Raw genomic sequence first — 24,628 nt, forward strand, 5'->3', positions numbered from 1 at the left:
GCCACAAGATGGACCAGGCTGCGACGCAGTGCGACGTCCTGGGGGTTGCCGTGCACGGCGACACGTCGATTGCCGCCGTCCGCGCGCGCGGGCAAGTTCCGCGTGGCCCAGGCCGGAACCGCCCTGCCACCACACCCGGATGCCTCGCATGTCCCCTTCCCCGTTCCATCGTGTGGCCTGCCGGCTCACGACGCTGACGCTCGGCGCCGTGCTGTTCGGCGGCTTCGCTGACGCCCATGCGCAGGCACCGCGCGCCACCGTGGATCCGCGCCTCACCGCGTCACTGCCCTGGCGGAACCTCGGACCCTTCCGCGCCGGACGCGTCAGCGCGGTGACCGGCGTGATCGGACAGGCCGGCACGTTCTACGCCGGCTTCCCCGGCGGCGGCCTGTGGAAGACGACCAGCGCCGGCACCACCTGGGTCCCCGTGTTCGACGCGGTGCGCGCCACGTCGTCCATCGGTGCCGTCGAGGTCGCGCCGTCAAACCCCGACGTGGTCTACGTCGGCACCGGGGACATGATCACCGGCGGCACGCTCGACCTGGGGAACGGGATGTACAGGTCCACCGACGCCGGCCGGACCTGGACGTCCATCGGCCTCGAGGCGACGAAGCACATCCAGACCATCCTGGTGGACCCGCGCGCGGCCGACGTGGTGCTGGTGGGCGCGCTGGGCGACCACATCACGGCCAATGACATGCGCGGGGTGTTCCGCAGCACCGATGGCGGGCGCTCATGGACGAAGACGCTGTACCTGGACGACCAGACCGGCATCGCCAAGCTGGCGCGCGCGCACGACATGCCCGACGTGATCTTCGCCACCACCGTGCGCCACTGGACCCCGCCCGGCTACACCGTCGGCAAGTACCGCTCGTGGCAGTTCGGCACCGCCCGCATGGCCGGTGACACCAGCGCCACGCGCACGACCCTCTGGAAGTCGCTCGATGGCGGCGTCACGTGGAGGAAGCTCCCGGGCACCGGGCTCCCGGCCCTCGAGGGGCGCACCTCGCTGGCGGTGGCCATCGGCACCGACGCGCAGCGCGTGTACCTCATCACCAACACCGCCCTGCATCGCTCCGATGACGGCGGCGCGACGTGGCGCCAGGTGGCGGCCGACGACGCGCGCATCCGCAACGGACAGGGTGGCTACTCGTGCGGCGTCTACGTGGACCCGAAGGACCCCGACGTCGTCTACACCATCAACACCGCCGCCTACCGCAGCACCGACGGCGGCCTGACCTTCACCGGCATCAAGGGCGCGCCCGGCGGCGATGATCCGCAGCAGCTGTGGATCGATCCCACCAACGGCTCGCGCATCCTGATGGGCCTGGACCAGGGCGCGACGGTGTCGCTCGACGGCGGTGCGACGTGGAGCCCATGGTACAACCAGTCCACCGAACAGCTGTACCACCTCGCCGCCGACAACACCTACCCGTACTGGGTCTACGCCACCCAGCAGGACGCCGGCGCAATCCGGACGCGCAGCCGCGGCAACTACGGCGCCGTCACGATCTTCGACTGGAACTCAGTGAACGGCTGGGAATGGGGAAGCATCGTGCCCGACCCGCTGGACCCGCAGGTGGTGTACTCCACCGGCACCGGCGTGGTGAAGGTGACGTACCCCAGCGAGCAGCACATCAACGTCAGCCCCGGCATCGATCCGTCCGCGCAGGCGCGCTCGTCGGGCTCCCTGCCGCTTGCCTGGGCCCCGTGGAACCAGCGCCTGCTGCTGGCCGGCCTGAACTTCGTGACCGGCACCACCGACGCCGGAGCGCACTGGACGCGCATGAGCCCCGAGCTTGGCATTCCCGCCGGCATGGACTCGGCGACCGCAGCGCGCACCCACGGTGGCCGCGGCGCGATCGAGTCGATCTCCGCATCGGCGAGGAGCGCGGGCGAGATCTGGGTCGGCACCACCAACGGCATGATCCATGTCACGCGCAACGCGGGGTCGCACCTGGGCCGACGTGAGCATCGCCGCGCTGCCCGACCCGCGTCGTGCCAACATCTCGTCGATCGAGGCCTCACCGCACGTGGCCGGCACGGCCTACGCCGCGGTGGAGTACGCGTTCAGCGGCGATCACACGCCGTACCTCTTCCGCACCCGCGACTTCGGGCGTACCTGGACGAAGATCATCACCGGCCTGCCGGTCGATGAGCCGAGCGGCAGCCTGGCACGTGTGGTGCGCCCCGATCCGGTCAGGCGCGGGCTGCTCTACGCCGGCACCGAGAGCAGCGTCTACGTCTCGTTCGATGATGGGGACACCTGGCAGTCGCTGGCGAACAACCTGCCGAACACCTCGGTCCGCGACCTGCTGGTGAAGGGCAACGACCTGCTGGTGGCCACGCACGGGCGCGGCATCTGGGTGATGGACGACATCTCGCGGCTGCGGCAGGTCACGCCCGCCATCGCCGCATCGCCCGTGCATCTCTTCACACCCGGTCTGGCCACACGCGTGCGCCGCAACGTGAACGACGACACGCCGCTCCCGCCGGAAGTGCCGCATGCCGACAACCCGCTCGATGGTGTGATCATCGACTACTGGCTGGAGTCCGCGGCCAGCGCGGTGACGCTGGATGTGCTCGATGCCTCCGGCACGATCATCCGGCACTACTCGAGCGACGCGATCACGCCGGTGCCGGAGGCGGCGCGGCCTCCGCATCCGAACTTCTGGGTCGAGGTCCTGCACCCGCTTCCCACCACTGCCGGTCCGCATCGCGTGAACTGGAACCTGCGGCACGATGCACCGCCCGCGTTCTCGCACGGGTTCGAGATCAACGCCACTCCGGGGCGCACTCCCGCGACGCCGGAAGGCCCGCTCGCCCTGCCCGGCACGTACACGCTGCGTCTCCCGGCGAACGGCGTCACCAGCACCGCGCGCGCGGCGGTGCGCAACGATCCACGTTCGCGAGCCACCGCGGCGGCGCTGACGGCACAACACGCACTGCAGGTTCAGATCACCGACCGCATGCGTGCCGCGTACACGGCGCAGGCGCAGGTGACTGCGCTCCGCGCCTCGCTGATGCAGGCGTCAACGGGCACCAACGGTGACGTCACGGCAGCGATCACCTCGTTCCGCGCCACGCTCGACTCCGCCGTCGGCACCGAGCGCCGTGCGACGTTCCACGGCATCAACGAGAGCCTTGCCAGTCAACTCGGGGGCCAGGAACACGCCGACCACGCCCCCAACGCCCCCATGCTCGCCGCGTTCGCCGCTGCGTCCCGCCAGCTCACCACCGCGCAAGCCGCCTGGGCGCGCGTGCTCCAGCGCGACCTCCCCGCGCTCAACACCAGGCTCGCGCGCCTTGGGGTCGGTGCGGTTCGTGCACCATGAACAGCTTTGACGCAAAGGCGCAAAGGGCGCGAAGGACGCAAAGGACTCTGTGCGTGCGGCAACGGCCTGCGTGACCCAATGCTGAAAATACTGCAGGAACTGCATGAGCTGGCTCGCAGTTCCAACAGCGTTTCCCCGAACGACGAGGAACTCTGCTGCGCGCGCAGATCGCTTTGCGTCCTTCGCGCCCCTTTGCGCCTTTGCGTTGAAGCAGTTGCAGTTGCCTTATCGTTGTCGTTGCTGTCGCAGCAGGAACTCAGCGCTTGCCGCGATACTCGATCATCGACAAGCCGGCGTCGGCGTTCTTGGCGAACCACGCCTTGCCGTACTCCAGCACGTAGATCCGCCCGTCCGGCCCCATCTCCATGTCGATCGGCGCCGAGAACGAGTCGCGCGGCGCGAACGGCTCCATGGCCTCGTAGTCACCGTTGGGACGCAGCGTCACGGCCATGATCCAGTGCCGGATCCAGTCGTAGATGAAGAACTTGCCGTCGTAGTACTGTGGGAGGGCGGTGCCGCGTGCGCCCGTGAACAGGTCGAAGTGATAGACCGGGCCGGCCATCGCCGTACGGCCCCCCTTGCCCACCTGCGGGAAGTCATGGCTGTCGCCGTACGGGTACCAGATGAACGCCGGCTGCGCCGGCGGCAGGTCGCGGATGCCAGTGTTGTTGAGCGACTCGTTCTTCGGCGCGGCCGCGTCGTACACGGGCCCGCTCTCGCCGGTGGCGTAGTTCCACTTGTGGTAGGCGTAGTTGTTGCCCACGAACAGCGGCCAGCCGAAGTTGCCCGCCACACGCGCCTGGTTCACCTCGTCGTAGCCGCGCGGACCGCGCGTCGCGAGGGTGTCGTCGGCAGCGTCCGGTCCCACCTCGCCCCAGTACAGGAACCCCGACTTCTGGTCCACCGAAATCCGGTACGGATTGCGGTTGCCCATCACGAAGATCTCGGGCTTCGTGTTCGGCGTGCCCGGTGCGAACAGGTTGCCAGGCGGAATCTCGTAGGTGCCATCGGGCTTGATGCGGATGCGCAGGATCTTGCCGCGCAGGTCATTCGAGTTGGCCGAGGAACGGCGCGCATCGAATGGCTCGTGCCCGGGACGATCATCGGTCGGTGAGAATCCATGGCTCGCGAACTTCACGTCCTTCTCGTCGAACGGCGTCGAGTTGTCGCCGGCCGAGATGTACAGCAGGTTGCCCGGGCCGAACGCCAGCGAGCCCCCGGTATGGCAGCAGATCTCGCGCTGCGAGTAGAACTGCAGCACCACCTTCTCACTGCCGATCTTCAGCGAGTCCCCGTCGAACTCGAACCGTGACAGGCGATTGACGCTGGTGTCGGCCGGGCTGAAGAACATGTACACGTAGTGATTGGTCGCGAAGCCCGGGTCGATCGTCAGGCCCAGCAGCCCTTCCTCGACATTCGATCCGTTCTTGCTCTTGCTGTACACCGCGACCTTGCCGGCCGGCTTCACCGACTTGTCCTTCGCGCGGAACAGCACCACCTCGCCGCCACGCTGTGCGATCAGCACGTCGCCGCTCGGCAGCACGGCCATCTCGGTGGGCTCGGCCAGCGTGCCCATCGTGAGCGCGACCTTCCGGAACAGTGAGTCGGAGGGCGGGTGCTCGGCAGTGGCCTTCGCATAGTCCAGCGCGCGATGCTCACCGATCGCGTACTTGATGCCGCCGAGCACGTGCTTCAGGAACAGCGAGTCGGCGTACGACTCCCTGGTGTGACCCAGCTCGGTGTACCAGGCGCGCCCGCCGTCGAACGCGTGGTACCATGCCATCGGGTGCGTCGCGCCGTTCTCGCCGCCCGTGTAGCTGGTCTCGTCGATCGTGAGCAGCACGTGCAGGTCTGGCACCAGCGACTTGAAGTTGTACCACTCGTCGGTGCGCTTCCATTCCGCCGGAAGGTGCGCGGTGGACGCGTCCTTTGCGTCCATCACGCGCAGTGTCGCCTCCTGGATCTGCGGGTGACTGATGAAGTAGCCACCCACCAGGCGCCCGTACCAGCGCCAGTCGTACTCCGCATCCGACGCCGCGTGGATGCCGACGTAGCCGCCACCCGCCTGGATGAAGCGCTGCAGGTCGATCTCCTGCGCACGATTCAGGATGTTGCCGGTCGGGCTGAGGAAGATCACCGCCGAGTAGTGCTTCAGCGAATCCTCGGTGATGAGCGCGGCGTCCTCGGTGGTGTCCACCGCGATGCCGTTCGCCGCGCCGAGCTGCATCAGGACGATCTTGCCAGTGTCGATCGACTCGTGGCGGTACCCCGCCGTCCTCGAGAAGACGAGCACCCGCGGCTGGCCCGGCAGCACGGCCGGTGGAGGCGTGTCGGCCGGCGTGCAGGCGGCCACGACGGCGAGGCACAGGACGGCGAGGTACGTGCGGGACACGCGCATCTGATGGGGAGCGGAGTGGGTGTGGACCGACGGGCGGTGGAACGGCATCGATGGGCGGACAGGCGACGTCGGGTCGCGGCGCGCACGCGGGGTGCGCGTCCGCGCCGCTAGGCGGTGGGAGACCCCACGCGCACCAGCTTGTTCGAGGTGAGGTACCTGTAACTCTGGTCGAGCGCGGAGAACACGTCGCCGCTGACCTTGTCCATCTCGACCACCATCCACTTCGTGTTGCCTGCGGCCGCCTTCACGATCGCGGGAAAGTCCTGCGTGCCGCTGCCCACCGGCGACATCGGGTCGGGATTGTCGGCGGCGAGGTTGTCATGATAGACCGCCGGACCGTCCTTGATGTGCAGGAACTGCGCGCGCGCGCCAAGCTTGGCCACGACCGCAGCGGGCACGTGGCCGGCCACCTTCACCCAGTAGGTGTCCACCTCGAAGAACACATCCGGTGAGAGCTCCTCGAGCAGCACCTCGTACGGGTGCCGTCCGCCGACCGTGTTGCGGTACTCCCACCAGTGGTTGTGCACGCCGAACGTGAGGCCGTTGTCCTTCGCGATCACGCTCGACTCGTTGTAGATCCGTGCGAGTTCCTTCGTCCCCTCGAGCGTGGAGTAGCGCCTGTCCTCGGGCCAGCCGTGCCAGATCATGTGCGTGCTGCCATAGGCCTTCGCGGTGTCGAGCATGGCCTGCCGGTTGGCGCCCTGCGGGATCTCGATGTGCGACGCGACGGCGGTGAGGCCGGCGTCCCGCAGCGCCTGCGCGGCCTGCGTGAGCGTCACGCCCTCGGGCCAGAACGCGGTCTCCACGTGGTCGAAGCCGATCGACTTGACACGTCGCAGCGTGCCGGCAAGGTCTGCCTTGATGGCGTCGCGCACCGTGTAGAGCTGCAGTGCGATGCCGGCGGCTGGCACGGCGGCGGTGGCTCCGGGACGCGGTGGCTCCGGGTCAGCAGCACTGTCCGCACCACGTGCCGGCGCGGGCTTCGCGCACGACACCAGCGGCAGCGCACCCGCGCCGAGCAGCCCGAGCGCGGCAGCCTGGATGAATTCGCGGCGCGGCAGCGTTGCAGAGGATTCGTCACGAGCGGGACGCTGGATCGTCATCAGTCCATCCGGGCGCAGTGGGGGGAACGACTGACCTGCCACGCCCTGCGATGTAATCGATGGTCAGGGCACAGGCGAGCCAGCCCCCGTCCCCTGCCCGAACCACCCCGCGGCCTCGGCCTCGGCCAGCCGGCCCTCGATGTAGGCCCACATCGACGGGCACCCGGCGATGATCGACGGCGCCACCCGCGCACGCACCCGATCGACGGTGATCCCGTTCTCCCGCCAGCTCTGGCCGTTGTTGGCGAGGTTCAGCAGCACCGGCATCACGCGGTCGGCGGCATTGGCGAAGCGTGCCTCGGCGGTCTCCCCCGCCTCGAACTCCTCCCACAGCGCGAGGAATCGCGCCCCCTGCCCCGCTGGCAGCAGGCCGAAGATCCGTTCCACCGCCACCCGCTCGGCCGCCTTCCGCTCGGCCAGCCCGCTCTCGGCGTAGAAGATCGTGTCCCCGGTGTCGATCTCGCCGATGTCATGCACCAGCAGCATCGCGATCACGTGGTCCACCTGCACCGGCTCGGCCGCATGCGGCGCCAGCGTCGCGGCGAGCATCGCGATCTGCCAGCTGTGCTCAGCCGAGTTCTCCTGGCGATCCAGTCCCAGCGGCCGCGTCCTTCGCGTCACGCCCTTGAGCTTGTCCAGCTCCAGGATGAAGTCCACGATCTTCTGCATCGCAGGATACTACCCTTGCCGACATCGCTGGAACAGCGTCAACGCACAGCGGCAAACTGCGCAAATGACGCAAGGAGGTCGGTGCGAGTGGAGCCTGCCACACACACACGAACCTCTTCGCGTCCTCTCCGCCCTGTGCGACTTCGCGTCACAGCCGTTCGCCGCGCCAGGACCAGGTCAGCGGGCGACGACGTTCAGGACCAGCGTGCACGTCTCGTAGACCGGAATTGTGCTGAGGTCGGGCTGGAAGGTCACGCCGTCGAGCTGCTGGTTGATCCACTCGAAGCGGATCGGCGTGGTGCCGACGGGGAGCGTGCCGGCGGACTCGGTCTGCGTGTAGCTCGGCGCGGCGTAGGGATAGCCGGCCGCGTGGCCGTAGAGCAGCGCGCCGCTGGCGTCGTTCCTCATCGTGAACGTCGTGTACCCGCCGATGGATGTGCCGCGCAGCGTGCCCGGCGCGATTGCGGGGCCGGTGGGGACGGGGGACGCGCTCGCGGTCGTCACCAGTTCGGCGCGCTTCTGGAAGCCCTTCCGCACCGTGATGGCGTACCGCGAACCCTTGTCGCAGGTGGCAATGCCACTCACAGCCTGGATCTGTCCGACGGACGCACCGCCCCCGCCACTGCCGGACCCGCCCTTCAGCAGGGGGGCGGCGTCGGCAGCCGGCGCGGTGGCATCGGCACAGGCCACGAGCGTGAACGAGATGAGCGTGAACGAGATGAGCGTGGCCGCGAGGCCGGACGTCGTGCGGACGGACATGGGGGTTCTCCTGGCGCGGTGGATTGGCGGGGATCGGGCCCCGGTGCACGCCTCCTTCGCACCACGTGTTCCACCGTCATGACGAATGCGAAGTCCCTGTGGGGCAGGGACTTGCACATGCCGGGCGGGAATAGTCCGGTCGACGGCTGGCACGAATCAATACACGACCGCATCGTCCTGATTCACGCGACTGCCCCCTGCGCCACCGGGCTCCCTTCCGCCACGCCTGATTCATGCGACGTCCCGCGCGTCATCTCGAACGTCCCGTCCTGGCCGGGCTTGCCGCGCTCGCCCTCGGTGCCAGCGCGGCCACCGGCGCCGGTGCACAGCCGCGGCCCCCCGACCTGCTCGTCTCCAACGTGAGCCTGGTGGACGTGGTCACGGGGCGGGTGCGTGCCGGCCAGTCGATCGCCACCCGCGGTGACACGATCCTGCGCATCGGCCCGGCGCGCAGCATGCGCGGGCTGCGTGCCGCGCGCAGGATCGACGGCACGGGGAAGTTCGTGATCCCGGCGCTCTGGGACATGCACGTGCACTTCGGTGGCGGGCCTTCGCTGGTGGCGGAGAACCGCGCCCTGCTGCCGCTCTACACGGCACACGGGATCGTGGCGGTGCGCGATGCCGCGGGCGACCTGTCCGCGCAGGTGCTCGCGTGGCGCGACTCGATCGCGGCCGGCACGCTCGCGGGCCCGAGACTCTTCACCTCCGGACCGAAGATCGAGGGCATCAACTCGGTGTGGCCCGGTGACATCGAGATCGACACCCGCGCCGGCGTGGACAGCGCGCTGGACCGCCTGCAGGCCATGCGGGTGGATTTCGTGAAGCTCACCGACAACACACTCCAGCCCGCGCTGTTCCGCTACGCACTCGGTGCGATCCGCACCCGCGGCCTTCGCAGCAGCGCGCACATCCCCGCCACCGTGTCCGTGCGCGAGGCCGTCACGCTCGGCCTCGGCTCCATCGAGCACCTGGCGTATGCCGTGCGCGCCGGCGCCGAGCGTGAGGGGCGCCCCACGCCGGCCGACGTGATCGCCGCGTTCGACTCCGCCACGGCGATGGGCACGTACCGCCTGATGGCCGAGCGCGGCACCGCCATCACGCCGACGCTCAACATCAGCCGGACGCTGGCGTTCCTGGACATGGACACCCACGCGAACGATCCCTACCTGCGGTACATCGGGCCGGGGCTGCAGGCCACCTATCAGGGCCGTGTCACGCGCGCGGCACAGGCTGACGCAGCGGCCATCGAGCGGCGCCACCGCAGCTACGCGTTCACCAGTGCCCGCCTGCCGATGCTGCAGCGTGCCGGCGTGCTGATCCTCGCCGGCACCGACGCCGGGTTCCTCAACTCGTTCGACTACCCCGGCATTGGCCTGCACGACGAGCTGCAGTTGATGGTGGAGAGCGGCCTCACCCCGCTGCAGGCGCTGCGCGCCGCGACGATCAACGGAGCGACCTTCCTCGGCAGCACAGCACGCCATGGCACGATCGCGACCGGCAAGGCGGCCGACCTCCTCCTCCTCGACCGCAATCCGCTCACCGACATCACCGCCACGCGCGCCATCCACGCGCTGGTGCAGCGCGGCACCTACCTCGATCGCGCGGCGCTGGACGCACTCCTCGCTGCGACCGCTGCGGCCGTCGCGGCGATGCCCAGGCCCTGACGGGGCAACCGCTTCGACACAGCTGCCTTGCGTCGAGGCTGTGGCTCCCTAGAGCGGAGGCACACTCACCCAGCTGCCACCCGCAGCAGCAGACGCGACGACGGATTCGACGAAGACGACCCCCTGCACCCCATCGACGACCGTGGGGAACTGCACCGCCGGGTCGGGCGGCGCGCCGGTGCGACGTGCGCGGATGGCGGCGGCGATCTCGGTGTAGGTGGTTGCAAACGCCTCGAGGTAGCCCTCGGGATGCCCGCTCGGAATGCGCGTCACCCGTGCCGCCGCCGCGCCGGCTGCCCCGGTGCCACGGGAGATCACCTGGGTCGCCTGGCCGAACGGCGACCAGTGCAGCTGGTTCGGGTGCTCCTGCCGCCACTCCAGGCCGCCCTTCGAGCCGTAGACGCGCAGGCGGAGGTTGTTCTCGTTGCCCGGCGCCACCTGGCTCGCCCAGAGCGCACCGCGGGCGCCGCCATCGAAGCGCAGCAGCACCTGTGCGTTGTCGTCCAGCCGGCGGCCCTCCACGAAGGCACTCAGCTCGGCCAGCAGCTCGCGCACCGTGAGGCCCGTCACGAAATGCGCGAGCTGGTAGGCGTGCGTCCCGATGTCGCCGATGCAGCCGCCCGCGCCCGCGCGCGACGGGTCGGTGCGCCAGTCGGCCTGCTTCTGCCCCGACGTCTCGACCGACTCCGTGAGCCAGTCCTGCGGATACTCCACCTGCACCACGCGGAGGTCACCCAGCAGCCCCTCGTGCACCATCTGCCGCGCCTGCCGCACCATGGGGTAGCCGGTGTAGTTGTACGTCACGGCGAACAGCAGGCCAGCCTGCGTCGCCAGCGCGTGCAGCCGCCGTGCATCACCCGACGTCGTGGCCAGCGGCTTGTCGCAGATGACGTGGATGCCCGCCGCCAGGAAAGCCTCGGCCACCGGCGCGTGCATGTGGTTCGGCGTCACGATCGACACCGCCTCGATGCCATCGACGCGGGCCGACTCGGCCTGCGCCATGGCGGCGTAGTCGCTGTAGATGCGATCGTCGGCCAGGCCGAGGGCACGACCCGACCGCTGCGCCTTGTCGGGCGTGGAGGCCAGCGCGCCCGCCACCAGCTCGAACTGGCCGTCCAGCCGCGCCGCGAAGCGGTGCACGCCGCCGATGAACGCACCCTCGCCACCACCCACCATGCCCAGCCGGATGCGCCGCGCCTCCGCTGGAGTCGCGCCGTCCTTCGCCTCGATTGCCACGCCCGCCCTCGCTTGTGATTCGTGAAGTCTCGCGGATGCCGCCGGCGCCACGCCGGCTCAGAGGCCGAGCATGCGCCGGATCTGCTTCCTGTCGGTCGCCGAGCCGGCGAAGTCGTCGAAGGCCTTCTCCGTCACGCGGATGATCTGGCTCGCGATGAACGGTGCCCCCTCGGCCGCGCCCTGTTCCGGGTGCTTCAGGCAGCACTCCCATTCCAGCACCGCCCAGCTGTCGTAGCCGTACTGTGCCAGCCTGGAAAAGACCGCCTTGAAGTCCACCTGCCCGTCACCGAGTGACCGGAACCGGCCGGCGCGCTGCAGCCAGGGCTGGAACCCGCCGTACACACCCTGCCGTCCGCTGGGCCGGAACTCGGCGTCCTTCACGTGGAAGGCCTTGATCCGTTCGTGGTAGATGTCGATGAACGCGAGGTAGTCGAGCTGCTGCAGCACGAAGTGCGACGGATCGTAGTTGATGTGGCAGCGACGATGGTGCCCCACGCGCTCCAGGAACATCTCGAACGTCACGCCGTCGTGCAGGTCCTCGCCCGGGTGCAGCTCGAAGGCCACGTTGCATCCCGCCTCGTCATAGGCATCGAGGATCGGGCGCCAGCGCTTCGCGAGCTCGTCGAACGCCGCCTCCACCAACCCGTCGGGCCGCTGCGGCCAGGGATACAGGTACGGCCACGCCAGGGCGCCGGGAAAGCTCACGCTGGTGCCGAGCCCCAGATGGCGTGAGGCCTTCGCCGCCCAGAGCATCTGCTGCACCGCCCACTTCTGGCGTGCCTTCGGGTTCTTCTTCGCGCTGGCCGGCGCGAAGGCATCGAACGCCTCGTCGTACGCCGGGTGCACGGCCACCAGCTGGCCCTGCAGGTGGGTGGCGAGCTCGGTGATCTCGACGCCGTTTCGCCGCGCGATCCCGGCCAGCTCGTCGCAGTAGGTCTTCGACGACGCCGCCTTCTTCAGGTCGACGAATCGCGCGTCCCAGGTGGGAAGCTGCACCCCCGTGTACCCCAGCCCCGCCGCCCACTGCGTGATGGCATCCCAGGAGTTGAACGGTGCCGCGTCGCCGGCGAACTGGGCGAGGAAGATGGCGGGACCCTTGACGGTGGCAGGCATGGTGATGGTCGGTGGAAGGAGGGGCGCTGCAGCGCACCGCAATCTGCGGTCAGGGCAGGTGGCGCTGGTAGTCGTGCGCATGCCGGTAGAGTGCGGCCCACGCGGCATGGCGCGCATCGTGGTGCGCGACGGCGTCCGGGCGCGGCAGGTAGGTGGCAGTCCGCGCCGGCCGCGTGGCAACCTGCGCCACGGCCGACGCGCCCCCGCCCAGCAACGCCATCGCCGCCAGCCGTGCCGCGCCAACGGCGCAGCCGATCTCGCTTTGCGTCACCGCGTGCAGCGGGATGCCCAGCACGTCGGCCATCACCTGGCACCAGCGGGGTGACCGGGCCCCACCGCCCAGCAGGTCGGCCTCGGTGAGGTGCGTGCCGGCCGCGGCCAGTGCGTCGCGCGCATCCCGCATCGCATGGGCCACCCCCTCGAGCACCGCCAGCGTCATGTCGGCCCGGTCGTGTGCGGCGTCGAGCGCCGCGAACCCGCCGCGCACCCGCGCATCGTCGTGCGGCGTGCGTTCCCCGCTCAGGTACGGGATGAACGCGGCCGTCGTCCGCTCGCGGCCCTCCAGCTCGGCCAGCAGTTCCTCCTCGGTGCGACCCGTGATCCCCGCCCACCAGCCCAGGCAGGATGCCGCGCTGAGCAGCACGCCCATCTGGTGCCAGGTGCCCGGCACCGCGTGGCAGAAGGCGTGCACGGCACCATCGGTGTTCGGTGCGAATCCGTCGGTGGTGCACCAGAGCACGCCGGACGTGCCAAGTGAGACGAAGGCGTCACCCGCCTGCACGGCGCCCACGGCCACCGCGCCAGCCGCGTTGTCGCCGGCGCCACCGGCGATCAGCGGTGGCACGATCATCCCCCATCGCGCCGCCAGCGCCGCACGCAACCGACCCGCCGGCTCCGTCCCCTCGACCAGCCGCGGCATCTGCGACTCCGTCAGGCTCGTCGCGGCCAGCGCGTCAGCGCTCCAGCGGCGCTGCCCCACATCGAGCCAGAGCGTGCCGGAGGCATCGGACATCTCCTCGATCGCCTCGCCGCAGAGCTGCAGCCGCACGTACGCCTTGGGCAGCAGCACGGTGGCGATGCGCGCGAACAGCGCCGGCTCATGCTCGCGCACCCAGAGCAGCTTCGGCGCGGTGAAGCCGGGCATCGCGAGGTTCCCCGTCACGGCGCGAGACTGCGGCCACGCCGCCTCGAAGGCGGCACAGGCGTCGCTGCTGCGTCCGTCGTTCCAGAGGATGCAGGGACGCAGCACCGCACCGGCGCCATCCAGCAGGGTGGCGCCGTGCATCTGCCCCGACAACCCGATCGCGCCACAGGCGGCGGTGGCGGCGGGATGCAGCGCGCGCAGCGCGTCCACACACTCCAGCGTGGCCTGCCACCACTCGGCGGGATCCTGTTCGCTCCAGCCAGGCTGCGGGCGCTGCACCGTGAGCGGCGCGCTGGCGCTGCCCAGCACGACATCGCCGGCAGCGGTGGCATGCTCCACGAGCGCCACCTTGACCCCGGATGTGCCGATGTCGATGCCGAGGGTGATCATACCGGGTGCGGTGCGGGCGGGAGGGGCGACGGGCGGAAGGTTAACCACCCGCCGCGCCACCCCGAAGCGCCACGCCGCCCGCGAGCGTCAGTCGTCGAACTTCGTGATCGTGAGCGCGCCCGAGGTCGCGTCGAGCCAGCGGATCATCGTCGGGCGGAGGCGGAACATCTCGTAGTCCTCCGCATCCTCCACGTAGTAGCGGCTGGGGTTCTTCGACTTGAAGTACGCGAACCACTCGCGCCGCTCCTCCGCCTCGAGCAGTTCCGCGGTGCCGCGGATGTCCACCGCCATCAGCGGGTCGAGCACCTCCTCGATGACCGACAGCGACATGTTCCGGTTCGCCATGATCTGCTCGAACTTCCGGAACGCGCGGCGGGTGCCGAAGTACACGTTGAACGCATCGTCCACGGCGTACAGCATCAGCGAGGTGTGCGGGTGCCCGTCATCGTCGACGGTGGCGAACACCGCCTTGCGGTGACCGTTCAGGAACTGGGCGACTTCGTCCTTCAGCGCGGCAGGCTCCATCGTGCTCCTCGGGGGCATGGGGTGACGCGCGGGAGTGAACTCGCGGCGTGGTCCACGGCAGGCGTGGCGGGAGCCAATGCATATCGCGCCCGGTCGGCATGTCAGTCAGGTGACACCTGACGAGTGTGACGCGGCGCGACATGGGCGTGCGCGCCCCGGCGCGCCCGCAGCACGGGGATCCGTCGGCACCGCATGGCGGATCCCGGACCACGGCACCGTCATGACACGCACACGCGCGCGGATCATGATGGCGCTGCGTCCCCCACAGGCGGAAAACAGCACGGGGCCCCTGTCGGAGCCCCGTGCCGCATTACCTCAGTCAATCACGTTCATCCATCCGTGCACCCATCGGGCCACACTCACGCCGTGGCGGCGCGGCGGCGGCGGGCGGCAGCACCCAGGCCGATCAGGCCCGTGCCCATCAGCGCGTACGTCGACGGCTCAGGCACCACGTTCGTCGGCGCCTCGGCCAGCACCAGGTCGTCCATCGTCGGCCAGGCGAACGCGCCGGTCGGCTGCACGGCGGCGACGGTCATGGTGAGGATGTTCGACGTGGTCGTGAAGCCGAGGAAGGTGCCGAGCGTCGTGTTGGTGAGCGTCTGCGTCAGGCTCCCGGCGGCGGTGTTCAGCGTGACGACGATGCTCGTGTTGGCCAGGAAGTTGCCGCTGAGGTCCGAGCCGAAGAAGTTCGCGCCGATCCCGCGGATGTTCGTGCCGAAACCGCTGAACGTGATGGTCTCGGTGGCGGTGTTGGAGGAGAGCCAGTGGTCCGCGGACGTACCGGCGCCGAAGAAGTTGTTCACCACGGCGGCGGTGTAGGTGTGCGGGCCGGCCGTGCGCGTGATCGGCGTCGGCGTGCTTCCGGTGATGGAGAGCGACTCGAAGTCGTCGGTGCCGGCGTTGCTGGTCGCGCCAAGCAGCGAGGCGAGCGACGAGTGTGTCGTGATCTGCGCCTGGCTGACCGAGGGGAGGGCGACGAGGGCAGCGGCGGCGACAACGCGTGTCAGGGACGAAAGGCGCATGCAGGGCTCCGGGGGCAGGGCGATCGGGCAATCCTTCGGGGATGCCTGAACCGGATGCCACGATCATACCAACGGACTCTTCAATATCACTGGCGTAGCCAAGCCGTTCTCCAGCAACGACTTACGGGCCGTGAAACGCAAATTGTTGCGTCCGCTTAGTCGACGAACTCATCCATTGTGTGGCGGCGAACCCACAGCAGTCTCAACCAGTGGTGCGATGGTGCCGCGGCGGCACCACACCTCAGGGCAGGGCGACGACCCGGAACTCCAGGCTGGCGGAGAGCTGGGCGGCACTCGGGACCACGCCGCCGGTGCGCGACGCGCGGTTGGCGGCGTGGAACGTCAGCGACAGCGGCGTGCTGGGAGACGGCAGCAGGCCGGTGGCGATCGTGGTGAACTGGGGGCCGAGTGCCAGCGGCTGCCGCTGGGACGGCGACAGCCACGCAGCCGTGAACGTGCCCGGGGCGGTCGGGCGAAGCCGCACCTGCACCTGCCAGCGCTGGTTGGCCCGCACGATCACGCCGCCGGTGTAGCAGGCTCCCGGCGTGCAGAGCAGTCCCTGCTGCGGCGTCTGCACCAGCACCGGCGCCTCGGGCGAGATCACGAACATTCCGGCCACGACGACGCTCGCCTCGTGCGGCACCGCCGGCACGGGCACGGCGCTCCCCGCCGCCTGCGCCCCGAGGCGCGGGAGGCCCAGCGCCGACACGATGGCAACACACACCACCCGGACGGCGAGCCCGCTCACAGCGCCTGCACGGTGAAGGCCATACCCAGCGAGCAGAGGCCGACGGGATCGGTGGTCCACCCCAGGCTCGACATCCGGAAGTACAGCACCTGCGACCGGCCGGCGGTGCGCGCGTTCGACGTGGCGGTGAACACCCCGGCCGGCGTGACCGACATGGGCGTCGTCCGCACCGTGGTGCTCCGGCCCCAGAGCAGGTGCGCCGCAGGCTTGGTGGCACACGGCGCGGCAAACGACGGCGTGGCGGCAGCGATGGTGGCGTTCCAGGTCGCATTCGCACGCACCGTGACCGTGATTGCCGTGGCCACGTCGTAGGCGCCGGCCTCGTAGTCCGCGACCGTCAGCACGCCGCTGGCCGGCAGCAGGTTGAACGTGGTGGCGGACGACGTCTGCAGCAGCGTCGTCTTGCCGATGACCATCGGGACGGTGACAGTCGTGTTGCAGGTGGCCGACGCCGTGGCGGCAGTGGTGCAGCTGCCCTGCGCCTGCAGCGCGGTGCCCGCGCCGGAAGCGAGGAGCACGGCAACGACGACGGCGACGCGACGGGTCAGGCTCATTGACGCTGCCTCGTGTGGTTTTCCTGGGTCACCGCCGGCGTGCCGACCATCACCCCGTCGCCGCGCGCCGGCAAGCCGGGCGCCGGCAGGCGGCGCGTCCCGAGCTGCCGCACCCGCACGCTCCGCGTGCGCATCTCGATCTCCATCGTGGCCGGCATCTCGTCCGGCCGCACCAGCAGCACCGGACGCGCCGTCGCCGGGCGCAGCGGCTCGGCCACCGCGCTCGCGTCGATCTCGATCTCGAACCGGCCGACCGGCAGCGCATCGAAGGAGAACACCCCGTTCCCCACGGAGCGCGCCACCCAGGTGGCGCCCGACGAATCGTGCGCCGTCACGACGATCGCCTCGAGGTCGCTGCTGCGAACCTGCAGCGAATCCCCGGCGGCCAGCACGAGGCGCACCACGCGGCTGGCGAGCGGGCGGAGGGCGAAGTCCGTACTGCTGCGCGCGCGCGGACCGCTGGCGGATGGCGCGACCACACCGGCCGGCAGCGTCCGCACATCCAGCACGGCGTCGCGGCCCGACTGGCACGAGAAGCGTCCGTCGGCATCGGTGACCACCACCATGTCACCGCACTTGAGCGCGATGCCGGCGGCCCCCCGCTCGCCACCGTCCCGCGCCCCGTTGCCGTTGGCATCGACGAACACGCGGTGCGTCTGCGTGGCAGTCATGCGCGGCATCGCGAATCCGCGGCTCAGCCGCAGCGTGTACAGCAGCCCGTTGCGCCCGCCGACGCTCGACAGCAGGTAGGGGTTGTACTCCGCCTGCAGCGAGGCCTGGCCCAGCCGCCCCGGCAGCGAGGCCGACACGCCGCCGCGCGCGGACCAGTTGGCACCCGTGGTGGCGCCGAGCACGAGGCGCTGCACGTCGGCATTCGCCGTGACGGCCGCGGCGGCGAGGCGTGGCACGCGCAGGCCATCCACCCGGGCGCCGACGGACTGCTGGCGCGGATAGAAGCGCGCGCCGCCACTGAACTGCTGCGAGACCCAGGTGGCCTCGAACCGGCCGCCATCCGAGGTGACACCGAGGGCGGCGCGCAGGTCGGCACGCATGCCGGAGACGGCCGGGACGGTGGTCCCCGTGAAGTCGATCGAGCGCGTCAGCCGCGCCACGCCGCTGCGCACGGTCAGGTAGCCTGCCCGGTACCGCGAGTCGAACATCGCCGTGGCCTGCTGCTCGCCATTCGCGAAGCGGCCCGCCTGCGACACCGACGCGAACCGGCTGCCACGCAACTCGACGCCGACCGTGCTGTTGATCCGCGGCACGTCCATCGTCGGCATCACGAACCAGCCATCACCCGCGAACCGGCCGAGGGCGGCGTTGCGATCGCGCTGGTGCCAGGCGCCGGTGGAGAGCAGCACCGTGCTCCCGATCCGCTGGGAGAACATCGCGGAGAGATCGTCGGTCGCCCGCGCGTAGGCGAGGCTGCCGCCGGGCGCATGCACCGCGCGCAGGTCGAGCAGCGAGCCGCCGACGACACGCTGGAAGGCCACGGCAGCACCGGCGCCGGCACCATCCGCGTGCGCACGATAGCCGACCTCGCTGGTGAGCTCCCCGCCGCCGATCGACGCGATGCGCGACTCGAGCGTCAGCGCGGAGAGTTGCCGCGTTCCCACCTCGTCCCGCAACGCAACGCCCTGCAGGCTCAGGTCGCCGAGACGGCCGCCGTTGCGGGCCAGGCTCAGGCCCGCCAGCCGACCCGCCCCGGCGCTGAAGATCGACTGCTGGTTGAAGCCGAACGGGCGTCCGCCAAAGGCGGCCACGGTCGTGCGTCCCACCTTCACGTCGGCGGCAGCGCCAAGCCCGTTCACGAAGTAGCCGCTGAGCTCCGAGCGCTGCACGCCGATGGCGCCGGCCATCGCACCGGCACGCGGCGAGCGGAGGGCCAGCGAGGGCGGGCCGTCGGCGACGCCGGCGCGCGCCAGGCCGTAGCCTGCGGCACCGACACCACTGCTGCTGAACGTCGCGCGGGCGCTGATCGACACCGAGTCGGCGATCGATCCGTCCACGGTCATGGCGTACCCCGTCGCCCGCGACCCGTCGGCGCCGGAGGCCGTGGCCACCGTGAGGCCGACCGACGGTCCGGGCCGCGCCTGCCCGCGCGCATCATCCACCGAGACGTGCAGGTCGCGGCTGTCGACCACCTGCGCGCCGCGGCGCAGCACCACGCGCACGCGCGCCTGTCCCGGCGCGTACTGCGACGGGATCCACACCCGCACCAGTCCACGCACCGTGGCCCCCGCCTCGATCTCGCGCTGCAGCGGCATGCCGGACACCACGCTCCGCCATCCGAGCGGCACTTCCACGTGCAGGCCCAGCGCATCGGGGGCATTGCCACCGTTCTGCACCAGGAAACCGACGCCGGTCCAGCCGCCGCGCACGGCCGAGATGTACTCGTCGTCCAGTGCGAGTGTCGCACGCTGCTCCGCCAGCACGTTCAGTTCCACCGGCACCAGGTAGCGGCGGCCGCGCGTGTCGCGGAACTCCACCGTGGCCGCCTTGTTGCGCCCGGCGGTGGCGCTGCGGCGCACGCTGATCGTGGCGCGCACGACACTGCCGCCGGGAGCGACCATGCCACGCATCCGCCCGACCACGCGTGCCGCACCATCGGAGGCGATCCGGTAGGCCACCGCCGCGCGCCCCTCGGCGGAGTCCGCGCGCAGCGCCTCAGGCACAGGCACGTTCACGATGAGCACGCTCGCCCGCTCCGCCGGCAAACGGTACGCCGAGAGTCGCACCAGGGCCTCGGCCGGCGCGTCGTTCGCGAAGATGGCGTCGGCCTGCTGTTCGGCGGTCGTTGCAACCGGCGCGATGGCGGTGGCGTCGGGCAGCACGGTCGGCACCGGCTGCGCGACGATGGCCGGTTCCGGTGCCACGGCCGGGCCGCTGGCGTTCTCACGGCCACGTGACGTGCGTGACGCAGCGCGCCGGACGCGCAGCGCCCGTGGCGCACGGGCGATCGGCAGGAGCAGCGGTGCCGCGCTCGCGACCGCACCGGCGCGCGACCGTGCCGGCGTGGACGGCGCCGTCACCAGCGGGACCGCGGCACGCGGCGCAGCGGTGGTCGTCGAGGCAGTGGTCCGCGACGCAGTGCCCGGCGCGGTGACCGGCGCGGTGGTCGTCGTCGCGGAGCTGGTCGTCGCCGCCGCACCCGTTGCCACGGGCGCCGGTAGCTCGCGCAGCCCGCGGCCGAGCGTGGCCGTGGCGGCCGCGAGCAGTGCGAGCAGCAGCCCGATGACGATGACCCAGCGTGCCATGTCAGAGCCCGTTCCGCAGTTGGAACGTGACGACCGGGGCGTACGACGCCGGTGGTGAGGCCGTCCAGCTCAGGTTGTAGCAGAAGTAGACGCGCGCCGTGGCCGTGGCGCCGGCGGGCACCGAGAGCACGGTGGTGCCGGCAGCGGCCGTGGTGACGGTGCTCGCACACGACGCCAGTGCCGGCGTGGCGGCCGACACCACGTACCGCAGTGCGGTGCTGCCGGTCGAGGCGGTCACGCGCATGCGCACCTGGCAGGTGCCGCGGCCGCAGACGCCGACCGTGATCGTCGCGAACCCGGCCACCACGCGGCCGGCGACGAAGTCGGCGCCGGTCGGGTTGCCGACGAGCAGCGGCGTGTACGCCACCGCCACGGTGCTGGCCTGCGCACGCGCCTGCGGCGCTGCCATCAGCAGCGCCGGCAGGAGCACGGCAGCGGAGCGCACCAGGCGGGCGATCATCACGGGATCTCGTGTTCCAGCTCACCGGCGGCCAGCTCGGCACCGCCGTAGTCCACGATCGCCACGACCGTGTAGCGGCCGGGCGGGCAGGCCGGCAGGCGCACCGTCACCACGGCCTCCGCGCCGGGCAGCGCATGCATCGCCGGCAGCGCTGCCACCGCCACCAGCGAATTGTCCTCGCGCCGGATCTCGAGGCGCCCCTGGGCCGCGACGTGCAGGGCGCCGGTGTTGCGGAAGGTGACACGGGCCTTCGGCGCCGCACCCGTGTCACCTCGTGCGGCCGCCTCGATCTGCAGGTCCGTCACCTCGCCCTCGGCCGTGAGGCCGTCAGGGGTGACGTAGACCTTCATCCCGGTGCGCAGCGTGTAGAGCAGCGTGCGCCCGCCCGCCTGCTTCACCGGCTGCTGCGCCTGGACGATGACCACGTTCCAGCACTCGGCGCGGATGCGGCCGGCGCTGGCGGAGTCGATGTCGACGCGGATCGCCTGCGACTCGCCCGGGGCGAGCGAGAGTGTGGAGGGGAAGACGCGCAGGGCGCTCGCGCAGCTTCCGGGCTGCGTGCCGGCGGCGAAGAAGCGATTGGTGCCGTCGGTGGCACGATCCCAGTCCTCGACCTTCACCACGGCCTGCGAGCGTTCACTGCCTTCGTTCCGCACCATCAGCAGGCCGCTGCGGCCGTCCGGTGCGGTGGGGCGCAGGAAGAGCTCGAGCCGGTCCACGGCGATCTGGGCGCGGGCCGGTGCGGCGACGATCACGGTCGCGAGCGCCACCAGCACGGCGGCGACACACCGGCGCGTGCGGCACCGGTGCGCATGGCGCGCGACGTGGCGTGTGGTCATGGGGCGGTGAGCGTGTAGGTGACGGCCAGCGAGTACGTGCCCGGCGTGTCCTGCACGAAGGCGTAGGTCGTGTTGTAGCCGATGGTGTGCGTAGTGCCGGCGGTGGGTGCGGCGGCGGTCACCAGCGAGGAGCCGGTGCCGCTCACGCCCTTGAGCGTGGCGAAGCCGTCGGTGCTGTAGCGCAGGGAGCTGGCAGGCTTGATGCCCGAGCCGCCGCTGAAGGTGGGGGCAGCCGCGGCCACCGTGATGGTGTGCGCGGCATTGCTCTTGACCGCCAGCGTGACGGCGGCAGGCGTGTTCACGCCGGCGGGTGCGCCGAAGCTGCTGGCGCCCGGTGCGGCGAGGGTCGTGGTCGCCGACGAGAGCACGAGCTTCGCGACGTACGCCTTGCTGAGCGCCGCGGAGATCGAGACGGTGCACCCGGGCACACCGGTGCACGTGACCTGCGCCGCGCAGGTGGCGGTGGGCAGGACGGCCGCGAGCAGCGCGGCGAGCAGGGCGGGGAGGCGTGGGACGCGGGTGGGCATCGCGGAGCCAGAGAGGAGACGGGGGGTGCGGCCGGCGCCGCCGCCCCCGCAGCACGCCGCATGGTGCGACGTGCTGCGGAGCGCGGACTTACGGTGCGGTCAGCGTGTAGTTGATGCCCAGCGTGTAGGCACCGGGCGTGTCGATCACCCAGTCGTAGAGCGTCTTGTAGCCGATCGTGTAGACGGTCGATGCCGTCGCGGCGACACCCGTGCCGAGCACCGAGCCGGTGCCGGCGACCGGCTTGTAGATGCTGCCGTCGGTCGTGAACGTGAGCGAGCTGGCGAGCTTGTTGCCCGAGCCGCCCGTGAAGTTCGCGGCGGCCGCAGCGGCCGTGACCGTGTACTGCGAGTTCGAGCGGACCTCGAGCGTGATCGCGGCGGCGGTGTTCACGCCCCCGAGGGTGCCGAAGTCGGCGGCCACCGGCGCGGTGAGCGACGTGGCGGCGTTGGAGAGGATCAGGCGCGCGATGTAGGGCACCGTGCTGGTGACGGTGTTGGTGACCGCGCAGCCGGCGCCGATGCCGACGGCGGTGCCGTTGCAGTTCTGCGTGACCTGCGCCTGGACGGTGCCGGCGCTGGCCAGCAGTGCTGCACCTGCAGCGATGAGGCGTGCGAACTTCATGGGACCTCCTGAGGGGTGACTGAACAGCGGGGATGCTTCGGTCTTCAGCACTTCAGCGTGCCAACGTCGGTGGGACCTGCACGGGCCGGCACCAGCCGTCGACGTGCTCACCCATCCGGAGCCGCGGTCTATCCTCTTGTCCCTCAAGCGTTTAGCTCTCGTACTCAGAGGTCGTGCCGCCAGCCGTGTCTTCGCCTGCACCCCCCGCCCGGGGTCCGGGATGCCACCATGCAGCGGCACACCAGCCCGCTCGGAAGGCCTGGGCAATGGTTTGACGATTCACAGGTGGCCGGGGCACAACCTGCCGCCCGCCCAGGGCAACCCCTTCCGCCACCCGGGCCTTTCTGCCGGTCCCTGTCCAGTCGCTCGACAGCGACGAGCATCAGCGCAACCGCAAAGACGCAAAAGGGCCTGAGAGGACGCACAGGAGACGCACAGGAACGGCTCGAGGGGAACTGCGGCACCCCCGCAGTTCCCCTCGATGCTGTCTGACCCCGCGCACAACGATCACCACGCGCACGGACGTCTCCGCGTCCTTCGCGCGCGCCTTTGCGCCTTTGCGTCTTTGCGTTCAAGCTGTTCGTGCTGTTCGAGCTGTTCGTGCGTCCAAGCCGTCCTGGATCGTCGCGCGTGCGGAACGAAGCTCAGGCAGAACGCCCGCGGAGCTGCAGAGCCCAGCGGTAGACCCCGACATAGCGCTCGGCGGCGTTCGTCCACGAGTTGTCCTCGCGCATGCCGCGCGTGCGCAGCATCGTCCAGCTCTTCGCATCGGCGTAGGCGGCCAGTGCGCGGTCGATCGCGTCCATGAAGTGGCGCGCCTCGTACTGGTGGAACACGAAGCCATTCCCTTCCCACCCCTCGCGCACCGTGTCGTTCAGCCCCCCCGTCGCGCGCACGATCGGCACGCTGCCGTAGCGAAGCGCGATCATCTGGCCGAGGCCGCACGGCTCGAAGCGGGACGGCATCAGGAACATGTCGCTGCCGGCGTAGATCCGCTGGGCCAGCGCGGCGTCGAAGCCAAGCCGCACGGCAACGCGCCCGGGATTGGCCGCCGCGTGCCCCCGCATCGCATCCTGAAGGTACGGCGCACCGGAGCCAAGGAGCACCAGCTGGGCATCGGTGCGCGCCATCAGGGTGGGGATGATCGCGTGCAGCAGGTCGAGGCCCTTCTGCTCCACCAGGCGCGAGACGATGCCGAGCAGCGGGGCGCGCGGCGCGACCGCCAGGCCCACCTCGCGCTGCAGCGCCGCCTTGCAGGTGGCCTTCGCCGACGGCGAGTCGGCGTCGTAGGTGGCGGCGAGTGCGCGGTCGGTGGCCGGGTCGAAGGCGACACCGTCGATGCCGTTGAGGATGCCCGTGACGCGGTCGCGGCGGCTGCGCATCACGGCATCGAGGCGCTCGCCGTACTCGGGGGTCATGATCTCCTGCGCATACGTCGGGCTCACGGTCGTCACCACGTCGCTGTAGACCAGCCCCCGTCCCATGAAGTTGAAGGTGTTCGCGATGCCGGGGCCCATCGCGTTCTCCACCAGGCCGCGCTCGGAGAGGCCGGCCATGTTGATCGCCTCCGGCCGCACCTGACCCTGGTAGGCCAGGTTGTGGATGGTGAACACGGTGGCGATGTGGCCGAAAGTGTACTCGTGCGTGGTGCGGATGTAGTTCGGCACCAGTGCCGCGTGCCAGTCGTGCGCGTGGACCACGTCGGGCTGCCACCCCGCCACCTCACGGAGGTGCTGCATCAGGGCCAGCACGCCACGCGCGAAGAGGATGAAGCGGCGGTCGTCGTCCCCGTCGCCGTAGATGCTCCCGCGCTCGAAGGCGGCGGGAATGTCCAGCAGGTAGATGGGCACGGCACTGTCACGGATCGTCCAGACGCGCAGTTCCTCGTTCCGCTCCAGCACCGTGAGGAAACTGGCGGCCACCGGGCCATCCACCGGCAGCCCCTGCTCGCGGAGCTGCCGGTAGTACGGCATCACGACGCGCACGTCGTGGCCGGCATCGCGGAGGGCGGCCGGGAGTGCGCCGGCCACGTCGGCCAGTCCACCGGTCTTGATGTGCGGCGCGACTTCCGCGGCAACGAAAAGGACGTTCATGGCGCGTCAGGGAAGGGCGGGTGGTGGCCGGCGCGGGAGCCGGAGGCGCCGGTGCCTGACGGCGGCGGGGGCCTGCGGCACAATAGTACCCGCGGAACGGCCATCGCCAGCGCATGCAATGCGGCGTAACTGGTGAGCCGGACACCCTACCGCCGGACTGGGCCGGCGGC

The 24,628-nt window shown here is 70.6% G+C and carries 19 protein-coding genes; 2 read left to right on the forward strand and 17 right to left on the reverse strand.

The window, feature by feature from the left end:
- The first annotated feature begins 148 nt into the window (after positions 1 to 148).
- A complete protein-coding gene (locus IT355_14715; GenBank protein MCC7054519.1) occupies positions 149 to 2,158 on the forward strand; it encodes a hypothetical protein in 2,010 nt (669 codons plus the stop codon).
- A gap of 1,433 nt (positions 2,159 to 3,591) precedes the next feature.
- Here the strand turns inward: IT355_14715 and IT355_14720 are convergent.
- The 4 genes from IT355_14720 to IT355_14735 form a co-directional block, all read right to left on the reverse strand.
- Positions 3,592 to 5,733 (reverse strand): ThuA domain-containing protein, encoded by a 2,142-nt coding sequence (locus IT355_14720; GenBank protein MCC7054520.1) that lies wholly within the window; start codon positions 5,731 to 5,733, stop codon positions 3,592 to 3,594.
- A gap of 107 nt (positions 5,734 to 5,840) precedes the next feature.
- The gene (locus IT355_14725; protein ID MCC7054521.1) at positions 5,841 to 6,836 is read right to left on the reverse strand and encodes a sugar phosphate isomerase/epimerase; all 996 of its coding nucleotides are present in this window, start codon (positions 6,834 to 6,836) and stop codon (positions 5,841 to 5,843) included.
- Positions 6,837 to 6,899: 63 nt separating this feature from the next.
- Positions 6,900 to 7,505, reverse strand: coding sequence for an HD domain-containing protein (locus tag IT355_14730; protein ID MCC7054522.1), 606 nt, complete (start codon positions 7,503 to 7,505; stop codon positions 6,900 to 6,902).
- 177 nt (positions 7,506 to 7,682) lie between these two features.
- Positions 7,683 to 8,264, reverse strand: a complete 582-nt coding sequence (locus IT355_14735; protein ID MCC7054523.1) for a hypothetical protein — start codon at positions 8,262 to 8,264, stop codon at positions 7,683 to 7,685.
- Between the two features lie 233 nt (positions 8,265 to 8,497).
- Between IT355_14735 and IT355_14740 the strand changes: the two genes are divergently transcribed.
- Positions 8,498 to 9,928, forward strand: coding sequence for an amidohydrolase family protein (locus IT355_14740; GenBank protein ID MCC7054524.1), 1,431 nt, complete (start codon positions 8,498 to 8,500; stop codon positions 9,926 to 9,928).
- A 48-nt stretch (positions 9,929 to 9,976) separates the two neighbouring features.
- Here the strand turns inward: IT355_14740 and IT355_14745 are convergent, their stop codons facing one another.
- From IT355_14745 to glgA, 13 genes are all read right to left on the reverse strand, one after another.
- On the reverse strand, positions 9,977 to 11,164 hold the full coding sequence (locus IT355_14745) for a Gfo/Idh/MocA family oxidoreductase (protein MCC7054525.1): 1,188 nt from the start codon (positions 11,162 to 11,164) through the stop codon (positions 9,977 to 9,979).
- A 57-nt stretch (positions 11,165 to 11,221) separates the two neighbouring features.
- A complete protein-coding gene (locus IT355_14750) occupies positions 11,222 to 12,277 on the reverse strand; it encodes a sugar phosphate isomerase/epimerase (protein ID MCC7054526.1) in 1,056 nt (351 codons plus the stop codon).
- 49 nt (positions 12,278 to 12,326) lie between these two features.
- Positions 12,327 to 13,811 carry a xylulokinase gene (gene xylB / locus IT355_14755; protein ID MCC7054527.1) on the reverse strand — a complete coding sequence of 495 codons (1,485 nt, stop codon included), beginning with the start codon at positions 13,809 to 13,811 and terminating at the stop codon, positions 12,327 to 12,329.
- 87 nt (positions 13,812 to 13,898) lie between these two features.
- Complete coding sequence (locus IT355_14760) at positions 13,899 to 14,336, reverse strand: pyridoxamine 5'-phosphate oxidase family protein (protein ID MCC7054528.1); 438 nt, start codon at positions 14,334 to 14,336, stop codon at positions 13,899 to 13,901.
- Positions 14,337 to 14,695: 359 nt separating this feature from the next.
- The gene (locus IT355_14765; GenBank protein MCC7054529.1) at positions 14,696 to 15,358 is read right to left on the reverse strand and encodes a PEP-CTERM sorting domain-containing protein; all 663 of its coding nucleotides are present in this window, start codon (positions 15,356 to 15,358) and stop codon (positions 14,696 to 14,698) included.
- A gap of 241 nt (positions 15,359 to 15,599) precedes the next feature.
- Entirely contained in the window at positions 15,600 to 16,106 is a 507-nt protein-coding gene (locus IT355_14770) for a hypothetical protein (protein MCC7054530.1), read from the reverse strand.
- Positions 16,103 to 16,660: a hypothetical protein gene (locus IT355_14775; protein MCC7054531.1), complete on the reverse strand. Its 558-nt coding sequence runs from the start codon at positions 16,658 to 16,660 to the stop codon at positions 16,103 to 16,105. Before IT355_14775 ends, IT355_14770 begins: the two co-directional genes overlap by 4 nt.
- The gene (locus IT355_14780) at positions 16,657 to 19,917 is read right to left on the reverse strand and encodes a hypothetical protein (GenBank protein MCC7054532.1); all 3,261 of its coding nucleotides are present in this window, start codon (positions 19,915 to 19,917) and stop codon (positions 16,657 to 16,659) included. Before IT355_14780 ends, IT355_14775 begins: the two co-directional genes overlap by 4 nt.
- Before the next feature lies 1 nt (position 19,918).
- Positions 19,919 to 20,380, reverse strand: coding sequence for a hypothetical protein (locus tag IT355_14785; GenBank protein MCC7054533.1), 462 nt, complete (start codon positions 20,378 to 20,380; stop codon positions 19,919 to 19,921).
- On the reverse strand, positions 20,377 to 21,216 hold the full coding sequence (locus tag IT355_14790) for a molecular chaperone (GenBank protein MCC7054534.1): 840 nt from the start codon (positions 21,214 to 21,216) through the stop codon (positions 20,377 to 20,379). Before IT355_14790 ends, IT355_14785 begins: the two co-directional genes overlap by 4 nt.
- Positions 21,213 to 21,743 carry a hypothetical protein gene (locus IT355_14795; GenBank protein MCC7054535.1) on the reverse strand — a complete coding sequence of 177 codons (531 nt, stop codon included), beginning with the start codon at positions 21,741 to 21,743 and terminating at the stop codon, positions 21,213 to 21,215. The genes IT355_14790 and IT355_14795 overlap by 4 nt, the downstream gene beginning before the upstream one ends.
- A gap of 88 nt (positions 21,744 to 21,831) precedes the next feature.
- On the reverse strand, positions 21,832 to 22,365 hold the full coding sequence (locus tag IT355_14800) for a hypothetical protein (protein MCC7054536.1): 534 nt from the start codon (positions 22,363 to 22,365) through the stop codon (positions 21,832 to 21,834).
- Between the two features lie 644 nt (positions 22,366 to 23,009).
- The gene (glgA, locus tag IT355_14805) at positions 23,010 to 24,458 is read right to left on the reverse strand and encodes a glycogen synthase GlgA (protein ID MCC7054537.1); all 1,449 of its coding nucleotides are present in this window, start codon (positions 24,456 to 24,458) and stop codon (positions 23,010 to 23,012) included.
- Positions 24,459 to 24,628 lie beyond the last annotated feature (170 nt).

The organism is Gemmatimonadaceae bacterium (assembly GCA_020851035.1).
Classification (GTDB): Bacteria; Gemmatimonadota; Gemmatimonadetes; order Gemmatimonadales; family Gemmatimonadaceae; genus JACMLX01.